This is a genomic window from Conexibacter sp. CPCC 205762, from assembly GCF_030646155.1.
In the GTDB taxonomy this organism is placed as follows: Bacteria; Actinomycetota; Thermoleophilia; order Solirubrobacterales; family Solirubrobacteraceae; genus Conexibacter.
On sequence record NZ_JAUTDN010000007.1, the window covers coordinates 67,426 to 85,890 of the forward strand.

Annotated in this window: 18 protein-coding genes and 1 pseudogene; 12 read left to right on the forward strand and 7 right to left on the reverse strand. The window is 73.9% G+C overall.

Features of this window, described 5'->3' with window-relative positions:
• Both Q7L73_RS09035 and Q7L73_RS09040 read left to right on the forward strand, forming a co-directional pair.
• The gene (locus Q7L73_RS09035) at positions 1-1,134 is read left to right on the forward strand and encodes a ferredoxin reductase (protein ID WP_304688878.1); all 1,134 of its coding nucleotides are present in this window, start codon (positions 1-3) and stop codon (positions 1,132-1,134) included.
• An 11-nt stretch (positions 1,135-1,145) separates the two neighbouring features.
• On the forward strand, positions 1,146-2,354 hold the full coding sequence (locus Q7L73_RS09040) for an acyl-CoA desaturase (RefSeq protein ID WP_304688880.1): 1,209 nt from the start codon (positions 1,146-1,148) through the stop codon (positions 2,352-2,354).
• 81 nt (positions 2,355-2,435) lie between these two features.
• Here Q7L73_RS09040 and Q7L73_RS09045 read toward each other — a convergent pair.
• A pseudogene (locus tag Q7L73_RS09045) lies at positions 2,436-3,332 on the reverse strand (peptidoglycan-binding protein); the annotation flags it as partial.
• Positions 3,333-3,449: 117 nt separating this feature from the next.
• Here Q7L73_RS09045 and Q7L73_RS09050 point away from each other — a divergent pair.
• Positions 3,450-3,710 (forward strand): hypothetical protein, encoded by a 261-nt coding sequence (locus tag Q7L73_RS09050; protein ID WP_304688882.1) that lies wholly within the window; start codon positions 3,450-3,452, stop codon positions 3,708-3,710.
• Positions 3,711-3,719: 9 nt separating this feature from the next.
• A complete protein-coding gene (locus Q7L73_RS09055; RefSeq protein ID WP_304688884.1) occupies positions 3,720-5,189 on the forward strand; it encodes a hypothetical protein in 1,470 nt (489 codons plus the stop codon).
• Between the two features lie 40 nt (positions 5,190-5,229).
• Here Q7L73_RS09055 and Q7L73_RS09060 read toward each other — a convergent pair whose 3' ends face one another.
• Both Q7L73_RS09060 and Q7L73_RS09065 read right to left on the reverse strand, forming a co-directional pair.
• Positions 5,230-5,949 carry a hypothetical protein gene (locus Q7L73_RS09060; protein WP_304688886.1) on the reverse strand — a complete coding sequence of 240 codons (720 nt, stop codon included), beginning with the start codon at positions 5,947-5,949 and terminating at the stop codon, positions 5,230-5,232.
• Between the two features lie 107 nt (positions 5,950-6,056).
• Entirely contained in the window at positions 6,057-7,208 is a 1,152-nt protein-coding gene (locus Q7L73_RS09065; protein WP_304688888.1) for a hypothetical protein, read from the reverse strand.
• A gap of 436 nt (positions 7,209-7,644) precedes the next feature.
• Between Q7L73_RS09065 and Q7L73_RS09070 the strand changes: the two genes are divergently transcribed.
• The 5 genes from Q7L73_RS09070 (at position 7,645) to Q7L73_RS09090 (ending at position 11,887) form a co-directional block, all read left to right on the forward strand.
• Positions 7,645-8,583, forward strand: a complete 939-nt coding sequence (locus tag Q7L73_RS09070; RefSeq protein ID WP_304688890.1) for a VOC family protein — start codon at positions 7,645-7,647, stop codon at positions 8,581-8,583.
• Positions 8,580-9,245, forward strand: coding sequence for an alpha/beta hydrolase (locus Q7L73_RS09075; protein ID WP_304688892.1), 666 nt, complete (start codon positions 8,580-8,582; stop codon positions 9,243-9,245). The genes Q7L73_RS09070 and Q7L73_RS09075 overlap by 4 nt, the downstream gene beginning before the upstream one ends.
• Positions 9,242-10,336 (forward strand): iron-containing alcohol dehydrogenase, encoded by a 1,095-nt coding sequence (locus Q7L73_RS09080; RefSeq protein WP_304688894.1) that lies wholly within the window; start codon positions 9,242-9,244, stop codon positions 10,334-10,336. Before Q7L73_RS09075 ends, Q7L73_RS09080 begins: the two co-directional genes overlap by 4 nt.
• Before the next feature lie 103 nt (positions 10,337-10,439).
• The gene (locus Q7L73_RS09085; protein WP_304688896.1) at positions 10,440-10,670 is read left to right on the forward strand and encodes a helix-turn-helix transcriptional regulator; all 231 of its coding nucleotides are present in this window, start codon (positions 10,440-10,442) and stop codon (positions 10,668-10,670) included.
• Positions 10,667-11,887 (forward strand): type II toxin-antitoxin system HipA family toxin, encoded by a 1,221-nt coding sequence (locus Q7L73_RS09090; protein WP_304688898.1) that lies wholly within the window; start codon positions 10,667-10,669, stop codon positions 11,885-11,887. Before Q7L73_RS09085 ends, Q7L73_RS09090 begins: the two co-directional genes overlap by 4 nt.
• Here the strand turns inward: Q7L73_RS09090 and Q7L73_RS09095 are convergent.
• Together Q7L73_RS09095 and Q7L73_RS09100 are read right to left on the reverse strand one after the other, a co-directional pair.
• Entirely contained in the window at positions 11,884-12,657 is a 774-nt protein-coding gene (locus Q7L73_RS09095; protein ID WP_304688902.1) for a hypothetical protein, read from the reverse strand. The two genes, Q7L73_RS09090 and Q7L73_RS09095, sit on opposite strands and share 4 nt — an antisense overlap.
• A complete protein-coding gene (locus Q7L73_RS09100) occupies positions 12,654-13,586 on the reverse strand; it encodes an ABC transporter ATP-binding protein (RefSeq protein WP_304688908.1) in 933 nt (310 codons plus the stop codon). The genes Q7L73_RS09095 and Q7L73_RS09100 overlap by 4 nt, the downstream gene beginning before the upstream one ends.
• A 109-nt stretch (positions 13,587-13,695) precedes the next feature.
• Between Q7L73_RS09100 and Q7L73_RS09105 the strand changes: the two genes are divergently transcribed.
• Both Q7L73_RS09105 and Q7L73_RS09110 read left to right on the forward strand, forming a co-directional pair.
• The gene (locus Q7L73_RS09105) at positions 13,696-14,946 is read left to right on the forward strand and encodes a sensor histidine kinase (RefSeq protein ID WP_304688915.1); all 1,251 of its coding nucleotides are present in this window, start codon (positions 13,696-13,698) and stop codon (positions 14,944-14,946) included.
• On the forward strand, positions 14,943-15,599 hold the full coding sequence (locus Q7L73_RS09110) for a response regulator transcription factor (RefSeq protein WP_304688919.1): 657 nt from the start codon (positions 14,943-14,945) through the stop codon (positions 15,597-15,599). Before Q7L73_RS09105 ends, Q7L73_RS09110 begins: the two co-directional genes overlap by 4 nt.
• Before the next feature lie 3 nt (positions 15,600-15,602).
• Here Q7L73_RS09110 and Q7L73_RS09115 read toward each other — a convergent pair whose 3' ends face one another.
• Together Q7L73_RS09115 and Q7L73_RS09120 are read right to left on the reverse strand one after the other, a co-directional pair.
• Positions 15,603-16,907: an ATP-binding protein gene (locus Q7L73_RS09115; protein ID WP_304688923.1), complete on the reverse strand. Its 1,305-nt coding sequence runs from the start codon at positions 16,905-16,907 to the stop codon at positions 15,603-15,605.
• Between the two features lie 114 nt (positions 16,908-17,021).
• Positions 17,022-17,366 carry a translation initiation factor gene (locus tag Q7L73_RS09120; protein ID WP_304688925.1) on the reverse strand — a complete coding sequence of 115 codons (345 nt, stop codon included), beginning with the start codon at positions 17,364-17,366 and terminating at the stop codon, positions 17,022-17,024.
• A 199-nt stretch (positions 17,367-17,565) separates the two neighbouring features.
• Between Q7L73_RS09120 and Q7L73_RS09125 the strand changes: the two genes are divergently transcribed.
• The gene (locus tag Q7L73_RS09125) at positions 17,566-18,447 is read left to right on the forward strand and encodes a phosphotransferase family protein (RefSeq protein ID WP_304688927.1); all 882 of its coding nucleotides are present in this window, start codon (positions 17,566-17,568) and stop codon (positions 18,445-18,447) included.
• Positions 18,448-18,465 lie beyond the last annotated feature (18 nt).

The following is an 18,465-nucleotide window of genomic DNA, read 5'->3' on the forward strand; positions in this document are numbered from 1 at the left end:
GTGTTCACCGAATCGACAACCGAACCTCGTCCGGCGCGACTGGGCCGCCGGCTGCTCGGCTCCTCGCTGGCGCGCGCACTCGCGACGCCGCACGGCGTCGACCGCTACGTCGAGCTGGTCAAGCCGACCTTCTCGCTGCGCGACGTGCGCGCGGAGGTCGTCTCCGTGCAGCGGCGGACGCCGACCAGCGCGACGGTGACGCTGCGCCCGAACGACAACTGGCGCGGCTTCCGCGCCGGCCAGCACGTGCTGCTCAGCACCGAGATCGGCGGCGTGCGCCGCACGCGCCCGTATTCGCCGGCCAACTCCGAGCACGACGGCGGGCTGGTCGAGCTGACCGTCCACGCCCGTCCCGGCGGGGCGGTCTCGCCGCACCTGCGCACGCGGCTGCTGGCCGGGGACGTCGTCGGCCTCTCGCAGGCGCAGGGCGACTTCGCGCTGCCGCGGCGGCGCCCGCGCGAGCTGCTGCTGATCAGCGGCGGCAGCGGCATCACGCCGCTGATGGCGATGCTGCGGACGCTCTGCGACGAGGGTCACGACGGCCCGATCGCGTTCCTCCACTACGCCCGCGCGGAGCGCCACATCGCCTACGCCGAGGCGCTCGCCAGACTCGCCGCCCGTCACCCGAACGTGCGGCTGCTGCGCAGCCTGACGCGCGTCGGCGGCCTCGGCGGCGGCGAGCTGGACGGCCACTTCAGCGCCGACCACGTCGAGCTGGCGGGGATCGACCCGGAGGAGGCGGAGGCGTTCGTCTGCGGTCCGGCCGCGCTCGTCGACGCCGTCCACGGGCAGTGGGCGCGGACTGGGCTGGAGCAGCGGCTGCACGTCGAGCGCTTCGCTCCGCCGCCGCTCGCACCGCTGCCGGCCGACGCCGACGCCGCCAGCGGCGCGCTGCGCTTCGCCCGCAGCGGGGTCGAGGCCGCCAACCGCGGCGGCACGCTGCTCGACCAGGCCGAGGCGGCCGGTCTGAGACCGCAGTCCGGCTGCCGCATGGGCATCTGCCACACCTGCAGCTGCCGCAAGCTCGCCGGCGCCGTCCGCGACGTCCGCAGCGGCGAGATCTCGACCGCCCCCGACGAACAGATCCAGATCTGCGTCAGCGTCCCGCTCGGCGACGTGACGCTCGACATCTGAGAGAGGCCGGCATGTCGCAGACCGCTCCCCACCTGACCCCAGAGCAGCTCGACGCCTTCGGGCGCGAGCTGGACGCGATCCGCGAGCGCGTGCTCGACGACCTCGGCGATCGCGACGCCGCCTACATCCGGCGCGTGATCAAGGCGCAGCGGGGCCTGGAGGTCGCCGGCCGCGGGCTGCTGTTCTTCAGTCTGCTGCCGCCCGCCTGGGCCGCCGGCACGGCCGCGCTGGCGCTGTCGAAGATCCTCGACAACATGGAGATCGGCCACAACGTGATGCACGGCCAGTACGACTGGATGAACGATCCAGCCGTCAACGGCCAGAGCTTCGAGTGGGACTCCGCCTGCCCGTCGGAGCAGTGGCGCCACTCGCACAACTACATGCACCACACGCACACGAACATCGTCGGCAAGGACCGCGACATCGGCTACGGCGTGCTGCGCATGTCCGAGGATCAGAGATGGCACCCGTACTACCTCGGGAACCCGCTCTACGCGCTCGTGCTGGCGTCGTTCTTCCAGTGGGGCGTCGCCTTCCACGACCTCGAGATGGATCGTGTCGCGGCCGGCAAGGGATCGCTCAAGGACAAGGCCGGGATGGTGCGCGACATCTGGCGCAAGGGCCGGCGGCAGGCGCTGAAGGACTACCTGCTGTTCCCGCTGCTGGCGGGACCGGGAGCGCCGGCGACGCTCGCCGCCAACCTGACCGCCAACTACGCCCGCAACATGTGGGCGTTCATGATCATCTTCTGCGGTCACTTCCCCGACGGCGTCGAGGAGTTCACGCTGGAGGAGACCGAGGGCGAGAGCAGAGGCGCGTGGTACCGGCGCCAGCTGCTCGGCTCCGCCAACCTCACCGGCGGCCCGCTCTTCCACATCATGAGCGGCAACCTCAGCCACCAGATCGAGCACCACCTCTTTCCCGACCTGCCCGGCCACCGCTATGCCGAGCTGGCGGTCGAGGTGAGGGAGATCTGCGAGCGCTACGGGCTGCCGTACAACTCCGGGCCGCTGCACAAGCAGTTCGGCAGCGTCGTGCGCAAGATCGTGCGGCTGGCCCTGCCCGACGGCGACGCCGACGGGTCAGGGGCAGCGGTCGATGCGGGCGGTCGGCGGGTCGAGGTCGCGCGCGAGCCGGGCGTCGGCGTTGGGGCGGCAGACGAGCGGAGCGCCGCCCGACCGGCGCGGCCCGCTCGCGTCGCGGCCGGCGGCGCCGCCTGAGTCGCCCGGCCCGTCCGGCCCGCCCGCCGACGCGCTGCGCGCCGCGACCGCGTCGAGCAGATACGGGACGGGGTCGATCGGGGTGCCGTAGTGGCGCACCTCGAAGTGCAGGTGCGGACCGGTCGTGTGACCGGTCGAGCCGACGTAGCCGAGCACGGTGCCGCCCGTGACGCTCTCGCCGTCCGACGCCGCGATCCGCGACATGTGCGCGTACCAGGTCTCGAAGCCGAGCCGGTGGCGGACGACGACGAGGTTGCCGTAGCCGCCGCTGTTCCAGCCGGCGAACGTGACCGTGCCGACGCCGGCCGCGTGGATCGGGGTGCCGGTCCAGACGGGGAAGTCGAGCCCGGTGTGCTTGCGCCCGCCGGGGTAGCCGAAGCCGTCGCCTATCCCACCCGGGACCGGGCGCAGGAAGCGGACCGGGCCGACCGGCGAGGAGGACGACACCGGCGTCGTCGTCGGCTGCGACGGCGAGGTGACGGTGCGGGTGCGCAATGCGGCGAGCGTCGACGGGCCGACGACGCCGTCGGCCGTCAGCCCCGCCGCGCGCTGGAAGCTGCGGACGGCGCCGAGCGTGCCCGTCCCGAAGCCGCCGTCGAAGCCGCTCGGCTCGTAACCGCGCACGTGCAGCAGGAACTGCAGCGCCGCCACGTCCCAGCCGCGCATCCCGTCACGCAGCGGGCGGCTGCCGAGTCCGGGCCGGCCGCGGCGGCCGAGCACGGCGCGCGTGCGCGGGCCGGCGACGCCGTCGACAGCGAGATGGTGGCGGGCCTGCACACGCCGCACCGCCGCGCGCGTGCGCGGCCCGGTGACGCCGTCGACCGGGCCGGGACGGGCGCCGACCGCGGCCAGCGCCACCTGCAGCGCGGCGACCTGCGCGCTCGCCGCTCCTGCCGGCGAAGGCGCGACGAGCGCCGGTGCCAATAGCAGCAGCGTCGCCGCGAGCCCCGCCAGCGCATGCGCTCGCGTCGCTCTCATCTGGCGAGCATCGCCATCTCCAGCCCTGCCGAGGCGCCTGCACGAGGTCTTGCGCTCAGTTTGTCGGAGCTATGACGCCGCCACCTCCTGGCGCAGCTCGGCGACCGTCGCCGTCTCGTGCCCGTCGAGCAGCGCCTGCGCGCCGCTGACCGCCAGCCCGCGCAGCCGCGGCGCGTGTCGAGCTCCAGCAGCTCCCTCGTCGCCGGCCCGCAGGCCGGGTCGCTGGCGCGGAAGAGGTCGACACCGCCGACCTTCGGCGTCGTCGTCGACAGCGCGCTGTGGAAGGCGCCGGGCCGGCCGGCGATCGTCGCCCCGGCGGTCGCGTTCGGCGGTTGGCGCCGCACCCGACCGGCGCCCACGCAGAAGTCCGGTCGATAGCGTTCGGGCGTGGGCACGGGGAGATCTCCACAGAGGCGAAGCGGGCGGGGAGCTGGGCGTTCCGAACGTCAGTGGCTGCTGACACCTCTGCCTCAGGTCGCGGGCACGGCTATCGCTGTCGTCGCCGTCGTCGCGACAGTGCTGCCTCAGACGGACGCTCGCGTGAAGGGCGGTCTGCTGCTCGCGCTGATCACGGCCAGCACGCTCGGCGCGATCGCGATGGTCGAGGCGTACCATCGCCACGTCGCGGGCCGGAGCAGCGTGCTGCTGATGGTCGCGGGCGTGCTCGCGGTTGCTGTCCCGGTGGGCTATCCGGCCGTCGGGCCACTGCCGGCCGAGGACGGCACGGCGGATGCGGCAGACGTGGTCGACCCGAGCACCTCGACGGCGACGACACGGCCGAGCACGACGACCGCGTCAGCGCCGGCCACGACGGCGCCGACCGCGACCTCTACGCCCGCCGCGACACCGCCGTTGCGGACCGTCTTCACGCAGACCGAGCCGGACCTGTGGTCGATCGCGCTCGCAGAGGACCCGGGCGTTCCGTCCGAGACGACTGGATGGCGAGAGCTCCTCTCGCGTGGGGGAGTCGAGATCTATAGCAGCAGACTCCAGTTCACGCTCGCCAACCGCTCCGACGAGCCGATCACGGTCAGAGACATCCGTGCGGTGGTCGTCGGAGCCACGCCGCCGCCGACCACGGCCAAGGCGTCGGTCTACACCCAGGGCGACGCGCCCCTGGCCGAGTTCCTCGCCGAGCTGCCGAGCGCGACGCGAGGGGCGGTCGCCAAGCTCCACCGCTTCTACGCCAACGAATCACCGCCGTGGGATCTCGACGATCACACGCCGTTCTTCGATGACAACTACATCGAGCTCGCACCGCACGAGATCTACGAAGGCACGATCACGCTGCGGGCGCGCGCGCCGAAGCTGCTGAGCTACCGCTTCGTCACCACCGTCTCGACCGCCACGCGGACCTACACCGTCGAGGAGCCCGAGCTGCATCGGCTGTCGGGGCTGTCGGGTGACCCGGCCAACTACGCGCACGGCTATCTCGAGGGCTACGCGGCCTGGGCGAAGCAGTCGATATGCCCGACGATCGAGGTGACGCGTTGGAGCGACGCCGCGGACAACGGCCGCTGTCCCGCGCGCGATCGCACCGGCATCACCGCAGAGACGCAGTTTCATTCCCCGGGCGGGCGGGTCGCATGCCGCGTCGGGCCCGCTGCGGCTGTCTGCACGATCTTCGCGATCGGGCGAACGTTCGCGGTCGAAGACGGCATCGGCTCCTCCTACCGCGGCATCGCGGTCGCTCCCGGCATGGGTGATGAGGCCGCATGGGGCGCGAGCTTCAGAGAGGGAGACTTCGAGTGCCGGATGCCCGATGAGGCGGATCCGAGAGGAGTCATCTGCCTCAACCACGCGACGGATCACGGATTCGAGGCCAGCAGAGTGAAAAAGCGCCGCCGCGTCTTCTGAGCGGCGGGGCCTGAGGCGGCTCCGCCGCAGGCCCCGCGGTTCAGCGTCTCGCGGGCGATCTTCGGCGTCCTCTCGTTCTGCCTCTCGCTCTTCTCGCCTTCTGCTTGGGCCCGACCTTGACCTCCAGTACGCGCGAGCCGGCGCCGGCGGCGCTGAAGTTGCCGCTCCACTGCGCGACGAAGCGGCTGGTGCCGCGCGGGACGCGCCAGCTGGCGACGAAGCTGCCGTTGGCGGCGACGTCGACTCTCTGGGTCGCCCAGCCGACGCTGCCGGGCAGCAGCGCCGAGACGACGACGCGGGCGCTGCCGGCCGGGCGCGGGCGGCCGCGGATCGTCACGCGGCTGGGGCTTCTGAGCGTCCGCTGCGGGCCTGACAGCGTCAGCTGCGAAGACTCGCCGGCGCTGCCCCCGGTCGTGCTCGACAGCAGCTGTGAGTCGCCCGCGAGCAGGTAGTCGGTGCCGCCGCGGCCGGCGGCGATCCCGTCGCTGCCGATCGCGCCTCTGACGATGAACTGCGGCTGCCACGAGCGGCCGCCGTCGGTCGTGTGCAGCAGGTAGCTGTCGGCGGTGCCGTCGAAGCGGTCGCGCACGACGTAGGCCGTGTCGGCCGAGCTGATCGCGATGCCGCCGGCGATCGAGGCGCCGATCGCGTACTGCTGCTGCCACGTACGGCCGCCGTTCGTCGTCCGCCAGACGCGGCCGACGTCGTCGAGCAGCAGCACGACCGCGCGCGACCAGGCGCCGACCTGGAGGACGCGCAAGCGCGACCGCTCGGCCCTCGTCGCCCGGCAGGCCGACCGCCGTTCACGTCCGTCCGCTGTCGCCGCTGCGCACGAACGTGCGCGGGCCCCAGGCGTAGAGCGTGCGGTCACGTGCCGCGACGATGCCGCCGAACGCGCGCCGCGCGGCGGCTCTCGCGCGCACGGGCGAGAAGGTCTCGCCGCCGTCGCTCGAACGCCGCAGGCCGCTGCCGCCTGCCGTCAGCACGGTCTCGGCGGACGGCGCCAGCAGCGCCCCCGCGCGCGGTCGAGCCGGTTCCGAGCGTCTTCCACGAGCTGCCGCCGTTGGCGGTGCGGAAGAGGCCGCCGTCGCCGTCGAGCGCGTAGCCGACGGTTGCGCTCGGGAACGAGACGGCGCGCAGGCCAGCCGCGGTCGGGACGCTGCCGCGCGTCCACGCTCTGCCGCCGTCGCTCGTCTTCGCGAAGCCGCCGTTGCCGCCGACGGCGAAGGCGCTGCCGGCGTTCGCGCCGGCGAAGACGCCCGTGTACGTGCCGCCGAGCGCGCCGCCGACCGGCGCGAAGGTCGAGCCGGCGTCGTCGGAGAGGACTGTCGTCCCGCGTGCGCCGAGCGCGGCGATCCGCGTCGGCGAGGCAAACGCGGCGGCGTAGACGGCCGCGCTCGACGGCGTAATCGCCTCCGCGGGCGTGTCGCCGCCGTCGGTCGTGCGCACGAGCTTGCCGCCGTCGGCCGTCGTCAGCACGCACAGTCTCGTGCCGGCGCAGCGGATCGAGCTGTAGGCCACTCCGGCGACGCCGAGGTCCTTCGGCGTCCAGCTCGCGCCGCCGTCGTCGCTGCGCAGCACGCGCGCCGCGCCGACCGCGTAGCCATGGTCGGCGTCGGCGAACCACAGCTCCAGCCCGCCGGTCGCGTTGACCGCTCTCCAGGAGGCGCCGGCGTCGGTCGTGCGGAAGAGGCCGGCGCTGGTGCTGGCGGTGCCGGTCGTCGCGCTCGTGAAAACGACCGAATCCGGCATGTCGGCGCCGCCGCTGGCGTTCGTGCCTGGCAGCGCGGTCCGCTGCGCGAACGAGGCGCCGCCGTCGTCGGTCGTGAAGACGGTCCCGTCGGACAGCAGCAGCCAGCCGAGCGTCGGCGTCACGAACGAGAGCGAGGTCAACTGCGCGCGGCAGCTCGCCTCGATCGGCGCGAACGCCATCGCGGTGAAGCTTCTGCCGCCGTCGACCGAGCGCCGCGCGACGCAGCCGCCGCCGGCGAAGACGGTGTTCCCGTCGAGCGCCTGCACGAGCGTCAGGTTCTGGAAGGTGCCGACTGGCAGCCCGCTCCAGCTGGCGCCGCCGTCGGTCGTCTTCAGCAGCGTGCCGACGTCGCTGGCGGCGTAGCCGGTCGCGCCCGCGAACGACGCGGTGCGCAGCGTGTTTCCCTGCGGCTGCGGGTTGCCCCACTGCCAGCCTGACGCGCCGACCTGGACGTTGGCCGTTTGCGGCAGGGGTGATCGTCGCTGCCCCGGTCATCGCGATCGCGCCGGCGATCAGCGACGCGGTGAGCGCGCGCTTGCGGTTCATCTTCTGTCGCCCCTGAGTCTCAAGGAGTGTGAGTTGATGAACCAACGGCGGGTAAATCGTGGAGTTGCGAAAAGCCAATGTAGTTGCGCACGCAACGACTGCGCGCTATAGTTGCGTACGCAATCACTTGACGGGCCGATCAGGAGCCGAACCGAGATGAAGCTGGAAGGGCTGCACCACATCACGATGATCACCGGCGACGCGCAGAAGAACGTCGCGTTCTACGCCGACACGCTCGGTCTGCGGCTGGTGAAGAAGACGGTCAACTTCGACCAGCCCGAGGCGTACCACCTCTACTTCGGCGACGAGACGGGCGCGCCCGGCTCGATCCTCACCTGGTTCGAGTTCGCCGGCGCCCAGCGCGGCCGCGCCGGCCTCGGGATGGTCCACACGCTTCAGCTCGGCGTTCCCTCCGCCGCCGCGATCGACTTCTGGGAGCAGCGCCTGCGCGACGCCGGCTCCGCCAGCGAGCGCACCGCCAACGGCACCCTTGCATTCGAGGACTACGACGGCCTCGGGCTGGAGCTGGTGGTCAGCGACGACGGCAACCCGCCGCTGCAGGCGGTCCATCCGGAGGTCCCGGCGGAGCACGCGATCGTCGGCCTCGAAGGGGCGCGCGCCTACAGCCTCTACGCCAACGTCGAGGAGAGCCTTCTCACCGACGTGCTCGGCTTCGACTACGAGGGCGGCGGCGAGTACAAGCTGCAGGGCGAGCAGCGCCACTTCCACTGGGCCTACGACCAGGCCGAGGAGGTCGGCGAGGCCGGCGCCGGCACCGTTCACCACATCGCCTGGGCCTCCCAGGACGACGACCACCTGAAGTGGCAGGCGCGCGTGCGCGAGGCCGGCGGCTTCGTCACCGACGTGCGCGACCGCGACTACTTCAACGCGATCTACTTCCGCGAGCCGCGCGGGATCCTGTTCGAGATCGCGACGTTGTCGCCCGGCTTCGCTGCCGACGAGGATCCGCAGACGCTCGGCGAGGCGCTTCGCCTGCCCAAGCAGCACGAGCACCTGCGGGCCCACCTCGAGCAGACGCTGCAGCCGGTCGTCAACCCGCGCACCGCGCGGCGCGAGGCGGGGGCGACGCGATGAGCGCCCTGACCTACCAGGAGCGCCCCGCCGCGAGCGGGGCGCCCGAGGGCCTGCTCGTGCTCCACCACGGCCGTGGCGCCGACGACCACGACCTGCTGTCGCTCGGCGACGTGCTCGACCCCGAGCGGCGGCTGCACGTCGTCACTCCGCGCGCGCCGCTGACGCTGCCGGGCTGGCCGGGCTACCACTGGTACGTCGTGCCGCGTGTCGGCTATCCCGACCCGGAGACGTTCGCGGCCGCGCGCGCGAAGCTGAGCGAGTTCCACGACGAACTGTGGGAGCGGACCGGGATCGCGCCGTCGCGGACGATCTTCGGCGGCTTCTCGATGGGCTCGGTGATGAGCTACACGCTCGGCCTCTCCGGCGACCGTCCCGCCCCGGCCGGAATCATCGCCTTCGCCGGCTTCGTGCCGACCGTCGAGGGCTGGCAGCCCGACGTCGCCGGCCGCGCCGAGGCCGGCACGCGCGCCTTCGTCGCGCACGGCCGCAACGACCAGGTGATGGACGTCGAGTTCGCCCGCCGCGCGACCGCGCTGCTGGGGGCCGGCGGCCTGCCGGTCGAGTACCACGAGTCCGACGCCGCCCATCACATCGACCCGGCGCACGTGCCGGCCGCGGTCCGCTGGGTCGCCGAGACGCTGCCGGTCGAGGCGTCGCGGTGAGCGGCCCCTTCCGCCACGACGAGGCCGGGCGCACGCTGCTGTTCGGCCGCGGCGTGCTGGCCGACGGGCTGGAGCTGCTCGGCGACGGCCTGACGCTGCTGAGCACGCCGCGCGCGCTCGCCGCCGCCCCCGAGGTGGAGGAGCTGGCGGAGCGCGTCGTGCTCGTGCCGGCCGGCAAGGTCGATGCGGTCGCCGGCGACCTGCTCGCGGCGGGGGAGGATCTCGGCCCCGACGGGATGCCGCTGGTCGCGCTCGGCGGCGGCCGCGTGATCGACGTCGCCAAGGCGCTCGCCGCCGCGGCCGGGGTCGACGGCCCCCGCCGCGCCGTCGCCGCCATCCCGACGACGCTCTCCGGCGCCGAGATGACCGGCAGCCACCGTCACGCCCGCGGCGTCCCCGCCGACGCGCCGCGGGTGCGGCCGTCGCTGGTGGTCAACGACCCCGCGCTGAGCGCCTCGGCGAGCGTCGAGCAGCTGGCGGCGAGCAGCGGCAACGCGCTCGGCCACGTGCTGATCGCGCTCTCCAGCCGTCACACGACCCCGTTCGCCTCCGCCGTCGCACGCGAGTCGGCGCAGCGGTTCGCGGCGGCGTGGGCGGGGCTCGGCGCGTCCGCACCCGCGCCCGCCGACGCCTCCGTGCCCGCCGACGCCCCCGCGTCCGCTGACGCCGCCGCCCCCGACCGCGACGAGGTCGCGCTCGGCGCACTGCTGGCCGGCTGGGCGGTCGACCACAGCGGCCTCGGCTTCCACCACGTGCTCGCGCAGACGGCCGTCCGCGGCGCCGGCGTCGGCCACGCGCAGGCGAACGTCGCGCTGCTGCCGGCCTCGGTCGAGGCCGTCCGCCGCCGCCGGCCCGAGCTGCTGGCCGGGCTCGACGCCCAGCTCGCGCTCCCTTTCGCCGACCTCGCGATCCTGCTCCGCACGCAGACCGGCGGCGAAGGCCTGAGCGCCCTCGCCGCCGATGAAGACCTGCTCGACCAGCTCGTCGACACCGCGGCCAAGCGGACCGGAGAGCTGTCCCGCATCCCGCCCGCCCCCGACGCCGCCGAGCTGCGCGCGCTCTACCTCGAGGCGGCGCGCGCGGGCGCCTAGCGTGAAGGCCCGCGGCCGGGTGCGATGTTACCGATCGATCACATTTGGGCCGAAAGTGACCCAGTGATACCGATCGATCACATTGGAATGGTATCGTGGCCGTGTGATACCGATCGGTAACACGCCGATTCGCTCGGCCGACGATTTCGCACGCGCACTGCGCACCCGTCGCCAGGAACTGGAGATAACGCAAGAGGAGCTGGCGGCGGCGACCGGCGTCAATCGCCGCGTGATCGGCGAGCTGGAGCGCGGCAAGGGCACGGTCCGTCTGGAGATCGTGCTCGCACTCGCGCAGGCGCTCGGCCTCGACGTCGAGCTGCGGCCGCGTACGTGAGCGAGCTGTTCGTCTACCTCGCGGAGCGCCGCGTCGGGCGGCTGCTGCGCAAGGACAACGGCAACCTCCAGTTTCGCTACGACGCCGACTGGAGCGGCCCGCCGCTGTCGTACGCGCTGCCGCTCCAACCGGACGCGCACCCGCACGCGGTCGCGCGGGCCGTCTTCGGCGGGCTGCTGCTGGAGGGTGAGGCGCGCGGCGTCCTGGCGAGAGCGCTGGGGCTGTCGGCGACCAACGACTTCGGCTTGCTGGAGGAGGTCGGCGGCGACTGCGCCGGCGCCATCACCCTGCTCCCGGGCGACGCCGGACCGTCGATCGCGGCGGAGCCGCCGCTGCTGCGCCCGCTCGACGACCCGGCGCTCGACCGGTTGCTGCGTGAGCTGCCGCAGCGTCCGCTCGCGGCGGGCGACGGCCTGCGTCTCTCGCTCGCCGGCGCGCAGCCGAAGCTGCCGGTTGTGCTGGACGACGACGGCCGGGCGGCGCTGCCGGGCAACGCGGCGACGCCGACGACGCACATCCTCAAGCCCGAGCCGGAGCGGTTCCCCGGTCTGGTCGCGAACGAGTCGTTCTGCATGGCGCTGGCGCGCGCCTGCGGCCTGGTCGTCGCCGAGACGCGGACCACCGTCAGCTCGTCGGGGCTGCACGTCCTCGTCGTCGAACGCTACGACCGCGACCTGACGAGCGAGCCGATCCGGCGGCTGCATCAGGAGGACCTCTGCCAGGCGCTCGGCGTCCCGTCGGATCGCAAGTACCAGGCTGAGGGCGGCCCGGGGATCGGCGACGTCGTCGGCGTGATCCGGCAGGCGACCGGCGTCCCGGCGCAGGAGCTGCCGCGGCTCGTGCGCGCGCTGATCTTCAACTGGCTGATCGGCAACTGCGACGCGCACGCGAAGAACTACTCGCTGCTGTATGACGCGGGCCCGGCGACGCTGGCGCCGCTGTACGACCTCGTCAGCACCGTCGCCTACCCGCAGTTGACGACGCGGCTGGCGATGAGCATCGGCGGCGCGACGCGGCATGAGCAGGTCGACCGCGCCGCATGGGAGCAGCTCGCACGTGACGTCGGCGTGCGGCCCGCGTTCGTGACGCGCACGCTCGACGAGCTGCTGGCGCGAGCGGAGACGGAGGCGGGGCGGCTCGTCAGAACCGCCCCGCATGACAACCCCGTCGCGCGCCGGATAGCCGAGCGCGTGGCAGCGGCTCGCCTGGCTGCCTAGCGCAGCTCCGTCCGGCGCACGCGCCACCAGCCGGCGGCGAGCGGGAGCGCCATCCACAGCGCGAGCGAGACGAGCGCTCTCGCCCACTCGCCGCCGCTCAGGAGCCGGTCGGTCATCGGGTCGAGCGTCTGCGTCGAGTCGAGCCACTCGGCCGGCTTCTGCATGAACGAGAGCGAGCCGATCGCCGCCCATGCCGTCGGCAGCACGTACAGCAGCACGATCGCGGGGGCCGAGACGAGCAGCAGCGCGCCGAAGGCGATGCCGGTGATCATCGCCGTCACGACGTAGAAGAGGTCCTGCAGGAAGAGACCGGCTGAGAAGCTCCAGACGCCGTCGGCATCCGATGCGGCGATCGCCGTCGCGACACCGGCGACAGCCACGGCGAGCAGCGTCGCGGCGACGCCGAGGACGCAGCCGGCGAGCAGCTTCGCCATCAGCACGCGGCCGCGTTGCGGCACGAGCGCGAACGTCACGAGCGAGGTTCGCTGCGTCCACTCGGAGGTGACGAGCAGGATCCCCGCCACCGGCAGCAGCAGCGCGACCGGCTGGAGCGCGGCTGACAGCAGGTTCTTGAAGGTGCGGTCGCCGGCGTCGCCGGCGAGGCAGACGATCACGACGATCGCCGCCGTCAGGCCGGCCGTCGCGAGCAGCAGCCAGAGGCCGGCGCGCGTGTCGGTCATCTTGCGCAGCTCGACGTGGGTCAGGCGGCCGAGGCCGGGCCGCCGCTGCGCCGCGGCGGGGGCGGGAGAAGGTGCGGCGATCGCGCTCATCGGACGGGCTCCAGGTCGGGGGTGTCGGCAGCCGCGGCGGCCGGGTGCGCCGCTTCGTTGCCGGTCAGATCGAAGAACAGCTGCTCCAGCCCGGCGCCCTCGGCGGGGCCGAGCGCGGTCAGCACGACGCCGCCGGCGAGCGCGGCATGGCCGACCTGCTCCGGCTCGGCGTCGACGAGGAAGCCGCCGTCGCCCTGCGAGCGGGCCGACAGGCCGGCGCCGTCGAGCGCGGAGCGCAGCCGCACGCCGTCGGTCGCGCGGACGACCGTGCCGCCGCCGGCCAGCAGCTCGTCGCGCGTGCCCTGCGCGGCGATTCTGCCGTGGCCGATGATCACGAGCCGGTCGGCGACCGCCTCGACCTCGCGCAGCAGGTGGGAGGAGAGCAGCACGGTGCCGCCGCGGTCGGCGAAGTCGCGCAGCAGCTCGCGCATCCAGCGCATCCCCTCGGGATCGAGGCCGTTCGCCGGCTCGTCGAGGATCAGCACCTCCGGCTCGCCCAGCAGCGCGTGTGCGAGCCCGAGCCGCTGGCGCATGCCGAGCGAGTACTGGCGCACCCGCTTGCGGCCGGCCGAGGCGTCGAGCCCGACGCGCTCCAGCAGCTCATCGGCGCGTCTCTCGGGCACGCCGATCGTCTGCGCCGAGACCGCCAGCACCTCGCGGCCGCGGCGGCCGGCGTGCTGGGCGGAGGCATCGAGCAGGATCCCGACGCGCTGGCCGGGGTTGGGCAGCGCGCGGTAGTCGCCGCCGAGGATCGTCGCGCGGCCGCCGTCGGGCTGGGAGAGCCCGCACAGCATTCGCATCGTCGTCGTCTTGCCGGCGCCGTTCGGTCCGAGGAAGCCGGTGACGGTGCCGGGATCGCAGCGGAAGGTGACGTCTTCGACGATGGTGCGGCCGCCGAGTCGCTTGGTGAGGCCGTCGGTTTCGATCATGGACGGCAGCATGCGGCCTGCGCGCCGCCGCGCCCACGGCCCGCGGTCGAGAGCGGCATCGACTTCGGTAGGGGGTCGCGGGCCGACCGCGGTCGTACGCTGTGACGCGATGACGACGCAGGATCAACCGCTTCCGCCCTGGCTGCCGAGCGCCCGCTGGCAGCGGGCGCTGCTGCCGGGCGAGGTGCGCGGCGACAGCCTCGGCGGCCGCTCGCCGCGCGACTGGTTCATCGACGTCGTCTGCTTCCTGCTCGCGATCGGGATCAGCGCCGCGGTCCTCTCCGACACGTGGGAGGAGCACTCGGTCCCGATGCGCTGGGTCGAGGTCGCGACCGCCGTCGCCGCCTGCGTCGCGCTCTGGTGGCGCCGCTCCCATCCGCTCGCGATCGCGCTCGCGACGGCGATCCCGTCGCTCGTGCTCGGCGGTCCCGCGGGCGCCGGCGTGATCGCGCTGTTCGGCGCAGTGATCCGCGTGCCCGGCCGCTGGGTGCTGGCGCTGACGGCGATCGGCATCGCCGCCGCGTTCACCTACCCGGCCGTCTATCCGGGCAGCGACGACTACCTGACCGAGGCCAGCTTCGGCGTCCTGTTCACGCTGATCGTGGTCGGCTGGGGGCTGTTCGTGCGCGTGCAGCGGCAGCTCGTCCACTCGCTGCGCGAGCGCTTCACGCGGCTGGAGGAGGAGCAGCGGCTGCGCGTCGAGCAGGCGCGCGACGCCGAGCGGCGGCGGATCGCGCGCGAGATGCACGACGTGCTCGCGCACCGCGTCGCGCTGCTGTCGCTGCACGCCGGCGCGCTCGAGTTCCGCCCCGACGCGCCGCCGGAGGAGATCGCCGAGGCGGCCGGGGTGGTGCGCGCGTCGGCGCGCGCGGCGCTGGTCGACCTGCGCGAGGTGATCGGCGTGCTGCGCGAGCGCGACCCCGAGGCCGACCTCTCCGACGACGATCCCGAGCCGCCGCAGCCGACGCTCGTGCAGATCCCGGCGCTGGTCGAGCGCTCGCGCGCGGCCGGGCTGAAGGTCGCCTGCCGGATCGAGCTGGGCGAGGCGCAGGTCGGCGAGGCACTCGGCCGCACCGCCTACCGGATCGTCCAGGAAGGCCTGACGAACGCGCACAAGCACGCGCCCGCATCCGCGGCGGAGGTGGCGGTCGCGGTCGCGCGCGGCGAGCTGGTCGTCGAGGTCCGCAGCCGCCGCCCGGTGGGCGCGCTCGCGGCGGCGGCGCTGCCGGGCGCGGGCACCGGCCTGATCGGGCTCGCCGAGCGGGTCGAGATCGCCGGCGGCAGCTTTCGCCACGGCCCCGACGAGGCCGGCGACTTCCTGCTGCGCGCGGAGCTGCCGCTGGAGGGCGCTGCGAGGTGAGCCCCGTTCGCGTGCTGCTGGTCGACGACGACGCGCTCGTCCGCTCCGGGCTGCGGATGATGCTGGCCGGCGCCGCAGACAGGGTCGAGGTCGTCGGTGAGAGCGACGACGGCCGCGGCGTGCTGGCGGCGGTCGACAGACACCGGCCCGACGTCGTGCTGATGGACATCCGCATGCCGCAGCTCGACGGCATCGCCGCGACGAAGCTGCTGCGCGCCCAGCCGGCGCCGCCGCAGGTGCTCGTGCTGACGACCTTCGACGCCGACGAGCTGGTGCTGCAGGCGCTGCGCGCGGGCGCCGCCGGCTTCCTGCTGAAGGACACGCCGCCGCCCGAGATCGTGCGCGCGATCGAGCTGGTCGCGGCCGGCGAGGCGATGCTCTCGCCCGCCGTCACCCGTCAGCTGATCGCGCTCGTCGCCGGTGACGGCGAGGCGGCCGCCCGCGGCGATCGCGCCCGCGTCCTGCTGGCGACGTTGAGCCCGCGCGAACACGAGGTCGCGGTCGCGGTCGGCCGCGGCGCCGCCAACGCCGAGATCGCCGCCGAGCTGCACATGAGCGTCGCGACCGTGAAGGCCCACGTCTCCCGCCTGCTGGCGAAGCTCGAGGTCGACAACCGCGTCCAGATCGCCCTGCTGGTGCAGGACGCGGCGTAGCGGCTACGGTCCGAGCAGCGCCGCCGGCACGACCGCGATCCCGTCTCTGCGGCGGTAGGCGTCGGGGCCGGTCGTGACGATCACGGCGTCGAGCAGCTCGTCGCCGATCTGCCCCGCCAGCCATCTCAGGTGGCCCGTGTCGTGGTCTCTGACGGTGCGCGTCAGCTTCACCTCGACGGCGACGACGCGACCATCCGCCCGTTCGACGATCAGGTCGACCTCACGTCTGCCACCGGCGGTGCGGAGGTGCTTGACGGTCGCCTCGGCTCCCTGCGCGTACGTTCGCAGCGAGAGCGTCACGAGCGACTCGAACAGCGCGCCCGCGAGCGTGCCGTCGCGCGCGATCGGCGGGCCGGCGGGGCGGCCGTCGAGCAGCGCCTCTGCGTCGAGGCCGAGCAGGCGGGCGGCGAGCGCTGGGTCGGCGAGCTGGTGCTTCGGCGGTGACGAGATCCGGCTTATGCGGTTGCGCGTCGGCAGCCACGCCTCGACCGGGTCGACGATCCACAGCCGCTCCAGCACGGTGCGGTACGGGATCGCGGTCGACTTCGCCGGCTTGTCGCCGTGGCCGCTGGTGGCGGCGTCGCGGATCGTCTCGTAGGAGGCGGTCGTCGAGGAGGCGGCGGCGTAGGCGGTCATCCAGCGGCGCAGGCCGTCCGGGTCGCGCGGCGTGTGGCCGAGCTGCTCGAAGTCACGATCGACGATCCGCAGCAGGTAGCCGTCGAGCTGCGCGCGCAGCGCCCGTCCGTGCAGCGAGCGCAGGCCCGGGAAGCCGGAGCCGACGATCTCCTCGACGTAGTGTTCGAGGCCGACCGCGGTGGTTCCGGCGACGGCTGGGCGGGTGCCGTCGAGCAGCGCGGCGAGGCTGACGGTCGGCTCGTCGAGCGCGCGCTCGACGAGCGCGAGCGGTCGCATCCGCAGGCTGATGATCCGCCCCGCGCCGGAGTGCGCGCCGCGCTCGGCGGGGCGCGCGGACCCGGTCAGCAGGAAGCTGCCCGGCTCCGCACCGCGGTCTACGGCGCGGCGCACGAGATCCCACGACTCCGGCAGCTCCTGCCACTCGTCGATCAGCAGCGGCGACGGTCCGTCGAGCAGCCGCGCCGGGTCGGCGGTCCCGAGCTGCCGCTGCTGCGGGTCGTCCAGCTCGCGCGCGGCGGCGGCGCGCTGAAGCGCGGTCGCGGTCTTGCCGACGCCCTTCGCCCCTTCGAGTGCGATCGCGGGCAGCACGCTCAGCAGCTCGTCCAGCTCGCGATCGACGACACGAGCGGCGTAGGGACGGGATCTGAGCGCTTCTGCACTACCGTTCTGCACGGTTCAACACTACCGTTATGCACGGTTCAACGCTACCGTTCTGCACGCTTGAGCACTACCGTTCTGCACGCGCACCGATGACGGCGCGCCGGGCGGGTGCGGTCGTGCGGGAGTTCAGCCGCCGGCGAGGACGGCGTCGAAGCCGTCGGCGCGGAGGACGTCCATGACCGCGTCGCGGTGGTCGCCCTGCAGCTCGATCACGCCGTCCTTCGCCGAGCCGCCGACGCCGCAGCGCTTCTTCAGGCGGGCGGCGAGGTCGCGCAGGGCGTCGTCGCCGAGCGGGACGTTGGTGATCGTCGTGACGGTCTTGCCGCGGCGACCGGAGGTCTCGCGGCGAACCTTGACGCGGCCGCCCTGCTGCGGGCGCTGCGCCGGCTGCGCGTCGCGCGCCTTGCGCTGGTCGCCGCCGCTGGAGGACCAGACGACGGCGGAGTCGCGGTTGGGGGCGCGCTTCGGCATCGCCTGAAACGTTAGAGGCTCGCGGGAGGAAGCGCGGGGCGGGCCGCTCGGAACCGCCCCGCGTCCCCCGAACCGCCTTCGCCACGAAACGGCTCGTACTGACAGGAGCCAGCTTCCCGCGGAAGCGGCAGGGCGTCTGTCACGCGCGCGACGGAGCGGATGTCGAAGGCGCGACAGAGGTCGGCGGTAGGCTCGCGCGATGGGTTCTCCCTTCGAGGCGGCGGTGGCGGCCGCGCGGGAGCTGGGGCTGGCGGTGAGCGATCCGGTCGTGCTGCGGGACCGCTCGAACCTGCTGATCCACCTGCGGCCGGCGCCGGTCGTCGCGCGGGTCGCGACGGCGACGGCGGTGGCGCGACCGGGCGGGGAAGGGATCGTGCGCGAGCTGGCGGTCGCAGGCGCGCTCGCGGCGGCTGGCGCGGCTGTCGTCGCGCCGAGTGCGCTGCTGCCGCCGGGGCCGCATCGGCGCGGCGGCTTCGCGCTCAGCTTCTGGGAGTGGATCGAGCCGCGTCCCGGGCCGGTCGACGCCTTCGTCGCCGGCGCGCGGCTGCGTGAGTGTCACGAGGCGCTCGCCGCTGCGAACATCGCAGGGCTGGAGGAATGGGGCGCGCTGCGGGAGGCGGAGGCGCTCGTGGCGGGGCTCGGGGACGAGCATGGGCTCGATCCCGCCGACGTCGAGCTGCTGCGCGCGACCGGCGAGCGGGAGGTGACGCGGGCGACCGGGCTCGGCCTGCCGCTGCAGCCGGTCCACGGCGACGCGCACCTGCGCAACGTCCTGACCGGCGCCGACGGGCCGCTGTGGAACGACTGGGAGGACAGCTTCCGCGGCCCGCGCGGCTGGGATCTCGCCTGCTTCTTCGCGACGCTGCCGCCGTTCGACACGCAGGATCCGGCGCTCGCGGGGCAGGCCTACCGCGGCTACGGCGAGCCGCTCCACGCCGACGTGCTGCGCGCCCTCGTCGGCGCGCGCCGCTTCCAGATGCTCGCCTGGGGCGCGGCCTGGGCGCGCGACAGAGATCCCGCCGAGCGCGAGTGGTTCGCGACCCGCATGGCGGCGCTGCGCGAGCGGAACGCCGCGCGCTGAGGCCGGCGCCCGGCGCGG